16 protein-coding genes and 3 tRNA genes are annotated in these 11,830 nt (G+C 61.6%); 6 read left to right on the top strand and 13 right to left on the bottom strand.

Annotation, left to right across the window (positions count from 1 at the left end; translation table 11 throughout):
• The coding region (locus tag FJ426_RS08235; RefSeq protein WP_181169896.1) for a GTP-binding protein at positions 1-350 on the bottom strand (350 nt) is incomplete at its 3' end.
• A gap of 293 nt (positions 351-643) precedes the next feature.
• Here FJ426_RS08235 and FJ426_RS08230 point away from each other — a divergent pair.
• Together FJ426_RS08230 and FJ426_RS08225 are read left to right on the top strand one after the other, a co-directional pair.
• Positions 644-1,531 carry a DMT family transporter gene (locus FJ426_RS08230; RefSeq protein WP_140561038.1) on the top strand — a complete coding sequence of 296 codons (888 nt, stop codon included), beginning with the start codon at positions 644-646 and terminating at the stop codon, positions 1,529-1,531.
• A 118-nt stretch (positions 1,532-1,649) separates the two neighbouring features.
• Positions 1,650-1,787, top strand: a complete 138-nt coding sequence (locus FJ426_RS08225) for a hypothetical protein (protein ID WP_246675511.1) — start codon at positions 1,650-1,652, stop codon at positions 1,785-1,787.
• Positions 1,788-2,078: 291 nt separating this feature from the next.
• On the opposite strand, the gene FJ426_RS08220 is transcribed toward FJ426_RS08225, so the two are convergent.
• Entirely contained in the window at positions 2,079-2,336 is a 258-nt protein-coding gene (locus FJ426_RS08220; RefSeq protein ID WP_140493554.1) for a GlsB/YeaQ/YmgE family stress response membrane protein, read from the bottom strand.
• A 129-nt stretch (positions 2,337-2,465) separates the two neighbouring features.
• On the opposite strand from FJ426_RS08220, the gene FJ426_RS08215 reads away from it, so the two are divergent.
• Positions 2,466-2,924 (top strand): YidB family protein, encoded by a 459-nt coding sequence (locus tag FJ426_RS08215; protein ID WP_140517618.1) that lies wholly within the window; start codon positions 2,466-2,468, stop codon positions 2,922-2,924.
• An 84-nt stretch (positions 2,925-3,008) separates the two neighbouring features.
• Here FJ426_RS08215 and FJ426_RS08210 read toward each other — a convergent pair.
• Positions 3,009-3,082, bottom strand: a tRNA-Gly gene (locus FJ426_RS08210).
• A gap of 90 nt (positions 3,083-3,172) precedes the next feature.
• Positions 3,173-3,257 (bottom strand) — tRNA-Tyr (locus tag FJ426_RS08205).
• A gap of 197 nt (positions 3,258-3,454) precedes the next feature.
• Here FJ426_RS08205 and FJ426_RS08200 point away from each other — a divergent pair.
• Positions 3,455-4,300 carry an RNA methyltransferase gene (locus FJ426_RS08200; RefSeq protein ID WP_140558705.1) on the top strand — a complete coding sequence of 282 codons (846 nt, stop codon included), beginning with the start codon at positions 3,455-3,457 and terminating at the stop codon, positions 4,298-4,300.
• Positions 4,301-4,403: 103 nt separating this feature from the next.
• On the opposite strand, the gene FJ426_RS08195 is transcribed toward FJ426_RS08200, so the two are convergent.
• The 4 genes from FJ426_RS08195 to FJ426_RS31305 all read right to left on the bottom strand — a co-directional run bounded on the left by FJ426_RS08195 (position 4,404) and on the right by FJ426_RS31305 (position 8,427).
• A complete protein-coding gene (locus tag FJ426_RS08195; RefSeq protein WP_140561036.1) occupies positions 4,404-5,291 on the bottom strand; it encodes a 2-hydroxy-3-oxopropionate reductase in 888 nt (295 codons plus the stop codon).
• A gap of 223 nt (positions 5,292-5,514) precedes the next feature.
• The gene (gene otnI / locus FJ426_RS08185) at positions 5,515-6,312 is read right to left on the bottom strand and encodes a 2-oxo-tetronate isomerase (RefSeq protein WP_140561035.1); all 798 of its coding nucleotides are present in this window, start codon (positions 6,310-6,312) and stop codon (positions 5,515-5,517) included.
• Positions 6,313-6,333: 21 nt separating this feature from the next.
• Positions 6,334-8,115: a glyoxylate carboligase gene (gene gcl, locus FJ426_RS08180; protein WP_140561034.1), complete on the bottom strand. Its 1,782-nt coding sequence runs from the start codon at positions 8,113-8,115 to the stop codon at positions 6,334-6,336.
• A gap of 87 nt (positions 8,116-8,202) precedes the next feature.
• Positions 8,203-8,427 (bottom strand): hypothetical protein, encoded by a 225-nt coding sequence (locus tag FJ426_RS31305; RefSeq protein WP_181172779.1) that lies wholly within the window; start codon positions 8,425-8,427, stop codon positions 8,203-8,205.
• On the opposite strand from FJ426_RS31305, the gene bhcR reads away from it, so the two are divergent.
• Positions 8,330-9,151, top strand: coding sequence for an HTH-type transcriptional regulator BhcR (gene bhcR, locus FJ426_RS08175; protein ID WP_140493574.1), 822 nt, complete (start codon positions 8,330-8,332; stop codon positions 9,149-9,151). The genes FJ426_RS31305 and bhcR overlap by 98 nt on opposite strands.
• Here the strand turns inward: bhcR and FJ426_RS08170 are convergent, their stop codons facing one another.
• The 4 genes from FJ426_RS08170 to FJ426_RS08155 all read right to left on the bottom strand — a co-directional run bounded on the left by FJ426_RS08170 (position 9,152) and on the right by FJ426_RS08155 (position 10,880).
• A complete protein-coding gene (locus FJ426_RS08170) occupies positions 9,152-9,511 on the bottom strand; it encodes a hypothetical protein (RefSeq protein ID WP_140825142.1) in 360 nt (119 codons plus the stop codon).
• A gap of 215 nt (positions 9,512-9,726) precedes the next feature.
• The gene (locus tag FJ426_RS08165; protein WP_140493582.1) at positions 9,727-10,032 is read right to left on the bottom strand and encodes a BA14K family protein; all 306 of its coding nucleotides are present in this window, start codon (positions 10,030-10,032) and stop codon (positions 9,727-9,729) included.
• A 221-nt stretch (positions 10,033-10,253) separates the two neighbouring features.
• Complete coding sequence (locus FJ426_RS08160) at positions 10,254-10,463, bottom strand: hypothetical protein (RefSeq protein ID WP_140517625.1); 210 nt, start codon at positions 10,461-10,463, stop codon at positions 10,254-10,256.
• A gap of 246 nt (positions 10,464-10,709) precedes the next feature.
• Positions 10,710-10,880: a hypothetical protein gene (locus tag FJ426_RS08155; protein ID WP_140517626.1), complete on the bottom strand. Its 171-nt coding sequence runs from the start codon at positions 10,878-10,880 to the stop codon at positions 10,710-10,712.
• Between the two features lie 158 nt (positions 10,881-11,038).
• Between FJ426_RS08155 and FJ426_RS08150 the strand changes: the two genes are divergently transcribed.
• Positions 11,039-11,114 (top strand) — tRNA-Thr (locus FJ426_RS08150).
• 105 nt (positions 11,115-11,219) lie between these two features.
• Here FJ426_RS08150 and FJ426_RS08145 read toward each other — a convergent pair.
• Positions 11,220-11,789, bottom strand: coding sequence for a DUF2569 family protein (locus FJ426_RS08145; protein WP_140561033.1), 570 nt, complete (start codon positions 11,787-11,789; stop codon positions 11,220-11,222).
• Between the last annotated feature and the right edge of the window lie 41 nt (positions 11,790-11,830).

Genomic DNA, 11,830 nt, shown 5'->3' with positions numbered 1-11,830 from the left:
AAAAGGATGTGCTCGCGGGTCTGCGGCATCGGGCCGTCGGCGGCCGACACAACCAGGATCGCGCCGTCCATCTGCGCGGCACCGGTGATCATGTTCTTCACATAGTCGGCGTGGCCGGGGCAGTCGACGTGGGCGTAGTGGCGGTTCTCCGTCTCGTACTCGACGTGAGCCGTCGAAATCGTGATGCCGCGCGCCTTCTCTTCCGGCGCCGCGTCAATCTGGTCATAGCGCTTGTATTCGCCAAAATACTTGGTGATCGCTGCCGTCAAAGACGTCTTGCCATGATCAACGTGGCCAATCGTGCCGATGTTCACATGCGGCTTGGTGCGCTCGAATTTACCTTTTGCCATAGTCTCTTTCCTTGGACGGCCTGGACCTTCAGTTCAGTCGAATGCGGGGCGATTAGCGACAAAGGCCAAAAAACACAAGCGTCTTTTGCCCGGGCGCCTTCTCACTCGGTCCGAACCCGTGATCCGATTGCGGGGATATGGCGCTGATATAGGAACGTGCCGCATGAAATGGAATGGCCTAAACCCCTGCGCAATCGCGCCGGCCTCCCGCGCCCCGCTCATCGGTCGCTGTCGGATTTGTCGGCGCTTCATGGCCCATTGCGGCGGTGTTCCCGCTCTGATTTGCTGCACCGATGCATTTCATCCCGACAACCGTTCGCGGCCCCCTGTTCATGATCGTCTCGACCGGGTCGTATCTCGTCAACGATACGATGATGAAGCTCGCCACGGCGGGCCTGCCGTCCTATGAAGTGCTGTTCCTGCGCGGCGCAGCGGCAGCGCTCTGGGGCTTTCCGCTGCTGCTTGCGCTTGGTTATGGCAAACAGATCCCGCTGATCTTCGACAAGCGCGTGCTGCACCGCAACCTGCTCGAACTGGCCGCCATCCTTTGTTACGTCGTGGCGCTCGCCAACATGCAGATCGCCGATTCCACCGCCCTCGGACAGGTCACGCCGCTCTTGATGCTGGTCGGCTCCTCCATCCTGTTCGGCGAGCGGATCGGCGGCCAGCGCATGGCGCTGATCGGTCTCGGCTTCATCGGCGCGCTGATGGTGGCGCAACCGACCATGCAGGGCATCTCGGTCTACGCCTTGCTGGCGCTCGGCAATGCGGCATTGTCGGCCGCGCGCGATCTCACCGGCAGGCGGGTTCCGGCCGAGGTGCCGGGAATGATCGTGGCGATTTCCGCCGTCGTCGTGGTGCTGATCGGCGCCGGTGCGGCACACCTGGTTTCAGAGCGCTGGATCATGCCCGGAGCACATCATTTGCTGCTCATGGCCGGAGCCGGGTTTTTCCTGATCTTCGGCCATTTCTTCATCTTCATGGCCTATCGCGTCGGGCCGACCAGCGCGGTGGCGCCGTTCTACTACTGCTTCACCGTCTGGGCGATGATTTCGGGCCTGCTGGTGTTCGGACAATTCCCGAACGCGCTGGCGATCTGCGGCATCCTTCTGGTTGTCGGCAGCGGACTGGCCATCGTCTCGCTCGACCAGCGCAGGCGCCGGCTGACTGTCGTCGCCTAAGTCGGCTCCAGCGGTCCCGATAGCGGCCGTCCTTGCCCGCTTGTTGGCACTCTTGCCGCACCGGAAGAGATCAAATATGCGGCAAACGCCATGGTCAAACAGCCAAAGGAGCTTGCGCATGACTGATTTTGACCAGAACAAGCGTTCCGACGCCGAGCACAAAGCCGCCATCCGCAAGTCGCTGGTCGGCTGGGCCGTGTTCATCGCTGGAACGCTGATCTTCTTTGCCGCCGCCGATGCTATTTTCATGCCATGACCGGCGCCTGATGCTGTCCGCGCATCGGTTGCCACGAACTCCCGTGGAAACAAACGCTCGATCAGTTGCGGCCGTTCATCGCCAGGGCTCTCGCCGCAGGGCTCAACACGCTGGTCCGCGAGATCCTCAAGAGGGTCGGATAGGGGCTGGACAGCGCTCCGCGGTGGCAAACACCGCCGATGATGGACAGACGACCGCGCATGACCCGAAAGGCGGGATCCGGTTTCGGGAAAGGTCATGGACAAGCGAACGGATAAAATCCCATCCCGAACCTTCGGAATGGGACTGGTGCTAAATAGTCCGCTTGCCGGCGAACTGGTGGTAAGCCCACAACACGACCACGGCGCCCACCACCGCGACGATCAGGCTGTATATGTTGAGACCGGTCACGCCCGACGCGCCGAAAGCGCTGAAGATCAGGCCGCCGACAATGGCGCCGACAATGCCGAGCACGATATCCATGATCATGCCCTGGCCGCTCTTGTTGACGATCTTGCTGCCAAGAAAGCCGGCGATGACTCCCAGAATAATCCAGCTGATGATTGACATTTTTCCTCTCCAATCCCCTGCCGCGTCCATCATTTTCATATGATTGTCAAAAGCTCAAGCCAGCTTGAAATTCCGCCCGATTGCGTCATTGTGACGATGGGACGGGCTTGGTTGACAAGGAGATCCACGATGGGACTGTTTGACAATGCCGTTCCGGGCGGCAACATCACCAAACCCCTGATGATCGCGCTCGGCGCGCTGCTGGTCGGAAAGATGCTCAGCGGCAGGAGTGCCGAACAGCCGGAGCAACCCCAAGCTCCCGTACCGGCCGAGCCCAGTGAAACCACTGCCGGCGATGGCGGCCTGCTTGGCGGACTGGGCGGCCTGCTCGACAAATTGAAGAACTCCGGCCACGGCAACGTCGCCGATTCCTGGGTCGGCACCGGCCAGAACCAACCGATCAACGCCAACGACCTGGGCAACGCGATCGGACCGCAGGTCATCCACGAGATCGCGCAACGGACGGGGCTCGACGAGCAGGAACTGCTCAAGCAATTGTCCGCAGCCTTGCCTGGCATCGTCGACAAGCTGACGCCGAACGGCCAGGTGCCGCAGCAACATCAGGTCGCGTCGGCCTTCAACAGCTGAAGCCAGTGGACAGCCATCCTCTGGAGCGCTGCGCGACTTGGCCGCGCAGCGTTTCAGCTTACCGATGGCATGGGGTTGGAAATCTGGAGCGGGTAGCGGGAATCGAACCCGCATATTCAGCTTGGAAGGCTGCTGCTCTACCACTGAGCTATACCCGCGCCGTGCACTGAAGTACCGGATTCCACGGAAAAGCGCCATGCGCTTTTCGCCTCCGATGCTTTCACGTTTCAGGGCTTCCGGGCCGGCAGTGGTGGAGAGGGTTGGATTCGAACCAACGTAGGCTAAGCCAACGGATTTACAGTCCGTCCCCTTTAACCACTCGGGCACCTCTCCAGTCTGCCGCCGGAGCCATGCAACGAGGCATTCTTGCCGATCCGGACCCGAGTATCACTTCTCCGAAATCAGCGAAGCGCCTTATGGCGGCAAGGCCAGTGGGTGTCAACCGCGTGGGAAGGGTTTTTCGATGTTGTTCGCCGGCTGCGGCGACGGGCCATATCCCTGGCCGCCGGAGACCGCTATAGAAGCCGGCCATGAGCAACAAGACCGGCACCCCGAAAGACACCCACTACGCCAAGCTGCGTCGTGCACACCGCGACGAAAAGAGCGGCGGCGCGCCGGCATTCCGGCCGCGCCAGCCCATGCCGCCGGGCGAGAACGCAGCCGACGGGCTGGTGCGGCTCTATGGCCTGCATACGGTGCGCGCGGCACTCGACAATCCGCGCCGCAAGATCCGGAAAATGCTGGTGACGCGCAATGCCGCCGAGCGGCTGGGACTGGCCGACTTCGCGGCCCTGCCCTTCAAGGCGGAGCTGGTCGAACCCAGGGACATCGACAAGATCACGGGTTCGGATGCCGTGCATCAAGGCGTGCTGATCGAGGCCGAGCCGCTGAAGCCCAAGCGCCTCGACGCTCTTGGCGACACAAAGCTGGTGCTGGTGCTCGACCAGATCACCGATCCGCACAATGTCGGCGCCATCCTGCGCTCGGCGGTCGCCTTCGATGCCGGCGCGCTGATCACCACGGCGCGCCACAGCCCGCAGGAATCGGGCGTGCTGGCGAAATCAGCCTCCGGCGCGCTCGAACATATCGACCAGATCGAGGTGAAGAACCTGGCCGACGCGCTCGCGCAACTGCACGAGGCCGGCTTCCAGACAATCGGTCTCGATTCGGACGGCCCGGCCGAACTCGAAACGAGCTTTGCCGGCGACAAGCTTGCCCTGGTGCTGGGCGCGGAAGGCAAGGGCCTGCGCCAGAAGACGCGCGAGACGGTGACGACACTGGCTCGCCTCGACATGCCCGGCGCCATCCGCTCGCTCAACGTGTCGAACGCGGCGGCGGTAAGCCTTTATGCGGCACGGAAATTCTTGAGGCAGTAGGGCAGTACGGCAATAAGGCAGTAGGTTTTCCTAAGCGGCCCCAGAGGGGCGTGCCCTACTGCCCTACTGCCCTACTGCCCTACTGCCCTACTGCCCTACTGCCCTACTGCCCTACCTCATGCCCGGCCATCCGCTCCAGCGCCCTGACCAGGGCCGAGTGATCCTCCCTGGCGCCGCCATTGGCGGTGCAGGAATTGAACAGTTGCTGGGTGGTCGACGTGTTGGGCAGGGAGACGCCGAGCGCCCTTGCGCCTTCCAGGGCGAGGTTGAGATCCTTCTGGTGCAGTTCGATGCGGAAACCCGGCGCGAAGGTGCGCCTGACCATGCGCTCACCATGGACTTCGAGGATGCGCGAGGCGGCCAACCCGCCCATCAGCGCCTGCCTGACCTTGGCGGGGTCGGCGCCGGCTTTCGAAGCAAAAACAAGCGCTTCGGCGACGGCTTCAATGGTCAGCGCGACGACGATCTGGTTGGCGACCTTGGTGATCTGGCCGACGCCGTTCGGTCCGACCAGGGTGATGTTCTTGCCCATCTTCTCGAAAACGGGCCTGGCGCGCTCGAAGGCCTTCTCCTCGCCGCCGACCATGATGGTCAGCGATGCGGCCTTGGCTCCCACCTCGCCGCCCGAGACCGGCGCATCGAGATAGTCGCAGCCCAGTTCGTTGATTTTTTTGGCGAAGACCTTGGTCTCGATCGGTGAGATCGAGCTCATGTCGATGGCCAATTTGCCTTTGGAAAGACCTGATGCGACGCCGTTGTCGCCGAACAGCACCTCGGCCACCTGCGGTGTGTCGGGCACCATGGTGATGATGATATCGGCGGCCTTCGCCACGGCGGCATCGCCGGTGACAGTTTTCAGTCCCTTGGCCACCAGTTCGGCCTGTGGCCTGGAGCGGTGGTCGCTGGCGATCACCGTGTAGCCGGCGTCCAGCAAATGTCCCGCCATCGGCGCGCCCATGATGCCAAGGCCGATGAAGCCGATGGTTTCCACTGTGGTTCTCCGTCTTGTTGAGGTTGCGTTCCTTCACGCCCCCCTCTGGCCTGCCGGCCATCTCCCCCACAGGTGGGGAGATTGGCAGTTTCGGCGCTGGCCCCAACTTTCCCGGTTCAAAATTTGGCGAAGCCGCCGGTGACATCCAACCTCCGCCCTTGGTGGGGGAGATGGCCGACAGGCCAGAGGAGGGCGTGAAGGAACGCGAGTTCGATTTCGACAGCTAAGCCGCCGCGCTTCCCTGCCCGGCCAGTTCCCGGAACCACCCCAACCCTTGCTCAGTTCCGGCCTTCGGCTTGTATTCCGCGCCGACCCAGCCGGAATAACCAATGCGGTCGATATGCTCGTACAGGAAGGGATAGTTGATCTCGCCCGTCCCCGGCTCGTGACGGCCGGGATTGTCCGCAAGCTGGATATGCGCGATGCGGCCGAGGTTTGCCTCGATGGTACGGGCGAGATCCCCCTCCATGATCTGCATGTGGTAGATGTCGTATTGCAGGAACAGGTTCTTCGAGCTGACGCGGTCGATCAGCGCCAGCGCCTGGTCGGAATAGTTGAGGAAGAAGCCTGGAATGTCGCGCGTGTTGATCGGCTCGATCAGCAGCCTGATGCCGGCCTGCTCCAGTTTCTCCGCCGCGAAGGCGAGGTTCTCGGCAAACACATCCTCGAGCACCTTGCGGTCGACGCCGGCGGGCGCGATGCCTGCCAGGCAATTGACCTGTGAGCAGCCGAGCGCCTGCGCGTAGGCGATCGCCTTGGCGATGCCCTGGCGGAATTCCGGCACTCGGTCCGGCAGCACTGCGATACCGCGCTCGCCCTTGCCCCAGTCGCCGGCCGGCAGGTTGAACAGCACCTGCGTCAGACCGTTCTTCTTCAGCCGCGCGGCCACCACCTCGGGCGCATGGTCGTAGGGGCCTATATATTCAACGCCTTTGAAGCCCGCGCGGGCAGCTGCGTCAAAACGTTCGAGGAAGTCATGCTCGCCAAAGAGCATCGAAAGATTGGCTGAAAAACGCGGCATTCTTTTTGTCCTTCTTCCGTCCTAGTCGAGCATGACGATCGCTGTCGGGGCATCCTCTTGATGTTCGGCAAGGTCTTCGAATTCGGTGATCTTGTCGATCTCGGTGCCCATCGAAATATTGGTGACGCGTTCGAGGATGAATTCGAGCACTACGGGAACCTGATGCTCCTTCATCAGCCGCTGCGCCTCCATGAAGGCACCGGCGAATTCTTCCGGTTTGCGCACCCTGACCGCCTTGCAACCCATCGCCTCGGCAACAGCGACGTGGTCGACGCCGTAGCCGGCCTCGGGATCGTCCGATCGGTTGATATTCTCGAAAGCAAGGCTGACCTCGTAATCCATCGAGAAGCCGCGCTGCGCCTGGCGGATCAGGCCGAGATAGGCATTGTTCACGACGACGTGGATGTAGGGCAGCCTGTGCTGCGCGCCGACCGCCAGTTCTTCGATCATGAACTGGAAGTCATAGTCGCCCGACAGCGCCACGATGGTGCGGTCGGGATCGGCGGCGCGCACGCCAAGGGCTGCCGGCAGTGTCCAGCCGAGCGGGCCGGCCTGGCCGCAATTGATCCAGTTGCGCGGCTTGTAGACATGCAGGAACTGCGCGCCGGCGATCTGCGACAGGCCGATCGTGGTGACGTAGGTGACATCGCGCCCGAACGCCTTGTTCATCTCTTCATAGACGCGCTGCGGCTTCAGCGGCACCTGGTCGAAATGCGTCTTGCGCTTCATGGTCTTCTTGCGGCCCTGGCATTCCTTCGCCCAGCCCGACCAGTCGCGCAGTCTTCCGGCCGTTTTCCACTCGGTGGCGACGTCGAGCAGCATCTTCAGCGCGGCCCCCGCGTCTGAGACAACGCCGAGATCGGGTGCGAACACACGGCCGATCTGCGTCGGCTCGATATCGACATGGATGAACTTTTTTCCCTTGGTGTAGACATCGACCGAACCGGTGTGGCGGTTTGCCCAGCGGTTGCCGATGCCGAACACGAAGTCGGCCTCGAGCATCGTCGCGTTGCCGTAGCGGTGCGATGTCTGCAGGCCGCACATGCCGGCCATCAGCCGGTGGTCGTCGGGGATCGCGCCCCAGCCCATCAGCGTCGGGATGACCGGCACGCCCGTGATTTCGGCGAACTCGATCAACAGGTCCGACGCGTCGGCATTGATGACGCCGCCGCCGGCGACGATCAGCGGCTTTTCGGCGGTGTTGAGCATCGCCAGCGCCTTCTCGGCCTGGAGGCGCGTCATTGCCGGCTTGAACGGCGCCAGCGGCTCATAGGCGTCGATGTCGAACTCGATCTCGGCCAATTGGACGTCGACCGGCAGGTCGATCAGCACCGGTCCCGGGCGCGAAGACCTCATCAGGTGGAATGCCTTCTGAAGCGCCATCGGCACGAGATAAGGCTCCATGACCGTGACCGCCCATTTGGCGACGGGCGACGCGATGGCGGCGATGTCGACGGCCTGGAAATCCTCCTTGTTCAGCCGCGCCCGCGGCGCCTGGCCGGTGATGCAGAGGATCGGGATGGAATCGGCTGATGCCGAATAGAGCCCGGTGATCATGTCGGTGCCGGCCGGGCCTGACGTGCCGATGCAGAGCCCGGTATTGCCTGCCTTGGCCCTGGTAAAACCTTCGGCCATGTGCGACGCGCCCTCGACATGACGGGCCAGCACATGGCGGATCGTGCCCCTCGCCTTCAGGGCCGAGTAGAGCGGATTGATCGCCGCTCCCGGCACGCCGAAGGCGCAGGCGATGCCTTCCTTTTCGAGAACGAGAACCGCAGCATCGACAGCGCGCATCCTGGCCATTGTTCCGACCCTCCACAGGGTTGTGATTGTTGGATGACCGAGAATGTCAGCAAGCCCGCTATTTTTCAATTTTTTCAGAATATTTTTTCATTTCCAGGAAGCTGCCGTTGCCAATTGATTTCCTTTCTCTTTTTGTTTTCCAAAAAATGGCAATGCAGAAGGCGTGAAAAACTTTTTCATTGTCCATTCGGGAAAATCGGGCATGATGGCGTAAATGGAAACCGCTGAAAAACGCCAGCGCGGCCGGCCGCGCGCCTTCAACGGCCCCTCGGAAGCGGCTTCGGTGCAGTCGTTGGACCGGGCCTTGCGCATCCTGGCCATCGTTGCCGAAGGCAGCGGCCTATCGCTGAGCGAGATATCGGCTCACAGCGGCCTGGCTGCCTCCACCGCCTACCGTATGCTGACGACGCTCGAAAACCACGGCATGGTCGAGTTCGATAGTTCGGACCAGCTTTGGTCGATCGGCGTCGAGACCTATCGGATGGGCGCGGCGTTCCTGCGCCGCCGCAAGCTGGTCGACCGCGCGCGCATCGTCATGCAGGAGCTGATGGAGAAAACCGGCGAGACCGCCAATCTCGGCGTCGCCGAGGACGATTGCGTGGTGTTCGTCAGCCAGGTCGAGACGCACCAGGCAATTCGCGCCTTCTTCCGACCGGGCACGCGCAGCCCTTTTCACGCATCCGGCATCGGCAAGGCGGTGCTGGCCCATCTCGAGCCGGAGCGCGTCGGAGCCATCCTGCGCAAGGCCGGCCTGCAGCGCTTTACCGACAGGACGCTGTCCGACATCCCTGCCCTCGCGCATGATCTCGCGACGATCAAGCTGCGCGGCTGGTCGGTCGACGACGAGGAACGGCACCCAGGCATGCGCTGCGTGGCATCAGCCATCTTCAACGAATTCGGCGAGCCGATCGGCGGTGTCTCGGTGTCGGGGCCGACCGTTCGGGTGACGCCTGAGAGGCTGGCCGAGATCGGCCCGCTGGTGCACAGCGCCGCGGCCGAGGTCACAAAGATGATCGGCGGCGTGCAAACCGGATGATCAACCTGCTCCGGGCAGCGCGCTTCTGCTCGCAAGATCGAAGAAATCGAGCAGGATCGCCATGCCGACACCGCAGGCGGTGAAGACGAGGCCGGTGATGAAGATGCGGTTGGCGCGTTCATAGGCGCTCAGCCGCAGGCACTTTGTGTCGAGCAGAAGCGACAGTGCCCGCATCTGTAAGGCGATGCCGGCCAGGATGGGCAGCACGGCGACGAGATGATAGGTCTGCCACGGGATCGGATTGGCGGCCCAATGCGTGATGAATCCCAGCGAAAACGCCAGCAGGATGCCGACGGCCGTGACCGTGCCGTTGCGGAAAATAATCTCGATCTGTTCCTCTTTCGGGTCCTGCTCGTCCAAGGATCACCCTCCCCCATATCGCCCGCAGATTATCGCCAAGCAGATTAGGCCTTCGGGAAATGCCTGTACATTGCCGATCGCATCGACAAAAGCCGATGACCGAGGGTTCAGGCGTCTCCGTGAAAGTCGGCTAATCCAACAGGTGTGCCGCCATCCAAGCGTAGAAAAGGGGCTCGCCTGAGCCCCTCTTCTGGTGCTGAACGGTGCTCCTCCTCTCAGAGACGGCAGTAATGGCGATAGCCGTCGTAACCGATGTAGGTGTCGGAGTCCGGATCGTAGCTCGAATAGCGATCGAAGCAGCGGCGGACGTGCCACGAGCCGCCGTCCTCATCCACATAGACAGCGCGGGGCTGGGCAAGCAGGCTGCCCAGGACAAAACCCCCGACGCCGGCGGCGATGCCGATGCCGAGGCCATGGTGGTGGTGATGCGAATGAGCCGCCGAGGGCTGAACGGTGCCGACCAGAGCGGTGGCGGCGACAGTGGTGGCGATGAGGCTGGAAACGAGTGCGCGCTTGAACATGATGATCTCCTTGCTTCGTTTGGAGAGGCGACCCATCCGCCTCTTGATCTTCTGTCGTTCGGCACAAGAAAAAGGTTCGAATCTTTTTTTTGGGCGTGAACCGAGGAGGTCGCGCTGACGGCGACCTGCAAGAGCCTGGCTAGACATTGATGACCGGTCCCATTTCGCCCAACGAAAAAGGACGGCCGAAGCCGCCCTTTCGGGAGAATTGGGTCCCTCCATCAAAGGAAGATGATCACCCTGCCGTGCTTGTGGTGATGATGGTTGTGGTGCTTCCACCAGAACTTCTTGAAGTGCTTCTTGTGATGATTGTGGTGGTGGTGATGATGGCTGTGCATGGCGTGGGCTGACGACGTGCCGACGGTGCCGACGAGCGCGCCGGTGGCGACGAAGATGGCAATGAGGCCTGAGGTGAGAGTGCGCTTGAACATGATGATCTCCTGGATCTTTTGATCGAGGCGACCCATTCGCCTCTGACCATCAGTCGGCGCGGCGCGGGAAAAGGTTCGAAAGGTGGAGGAGATTTTTTTCGGCAAGGCCGGAGACGGGATGAATCGTGAGTAGTGAGTAGTGAGTAGTGAGTAGTGAGTAGTGAGTAGTGAGTAGTGAGTAGTAGGCTATGAGCAGCAGGCTGACTACTGACTACTGACTACTGACTACTGACTACTGACTACTATTCACCACCCCATGCCCGTGACATGGCGCAGCCAGAAGGCGAGCGCGATGAAGCCGATGATGGTGGTAACGCCGGTCCAGTCGATATTGGCGTTCTTGAGGTTCCTGATGAGCTTCACCAGCAGCATCCAGGCTATGACGACGATCGGCAGGATGATGACAAATCTGATCATGCGACGGCCTCGCCCGAGCGATTGCACCTGCCGTAGGATATAGGAAGCGAATTGGCCGTTTTCAGGATGCCGTGTCTGTTGCTTCGCAGCGGCAGGAGCACCTCAAAACGGACATTTGTCTTTACTGGCGCCGCAAATATGGCTAACCGGTGCCGCATGCCCTTGTAGCTCAGCTGGTAGAGCAGCGGTTTTGTAAACCGAAGGTCGCGGGTTCGATTCCTGCCGGGGGCACCACCCTTCGCTCTTCGAGCTTCGGGTGGCAGGCCACCCAGAGCCCGTTATAAGAACACCAGATCTCGCGAAACGAAGAAGTGTCCTCCGAAACCCAGCGGACTCTCGCTAGGCGGCCGTCGCGACCTGGCCGGCTGCCACTTCGCCGCAGAACATGTTCTTCACCCTGACGGATTTGTAGACGTAGGCGACCCAGGCTCCGGTGAGGATGAACGACAGAACGGGTGTCATCAGCGCATCTCCAGCAAAGATTTGGCTCACCGGGACGCCTAGAGTTGATGAGATCAAGATCGTGTCCAGGACGAGCACAACCGGTATCGCAATCCACTGAAACAGAAACAATTGTGGAAAGCGTCGGCTTCGCCGCAGCATCGAAATGAGCACAACCAGTTGAAGCGCCAGAAATGCCAGATTTAGGGCAACCTCGCTATACACCGCAACCAGTCCATTTGGCAGGGACATGAGTTGCCGGTAACCCTCGGCCGAATTGGCCAAGTCGGCGAGCGTGCGCAGCGGCGGCAACACCTGACCGATCGCCAGCAGCATAAGCCAGCCACCGAATCCTATAAGAGCCGCCGGGCCCTGTGACGGCTTCACGGCTGAGCGAACCGCAAAGAAAACAGACACGCCGATGATCAGCAGTACGATCGCCCAATGCCAGATTGAAAACGTCCCCATTTACCATCTCTCCCCTTCGTTTGCCCCTATAAGTTGTATCA

Source organism: Mesorhizobium sp. B2-6-4, from assembly GCF_006441495.1.
Classification (GTDB): domain Bacteria; phylum Pseudomonadota; class Alphaproteobacteria; order Rhizobiales; family Rhizobiaceae; genus Mesorhizobium.
This window is presented reverse-complemented; position numbering and strand designations above follow the sequence as displayed.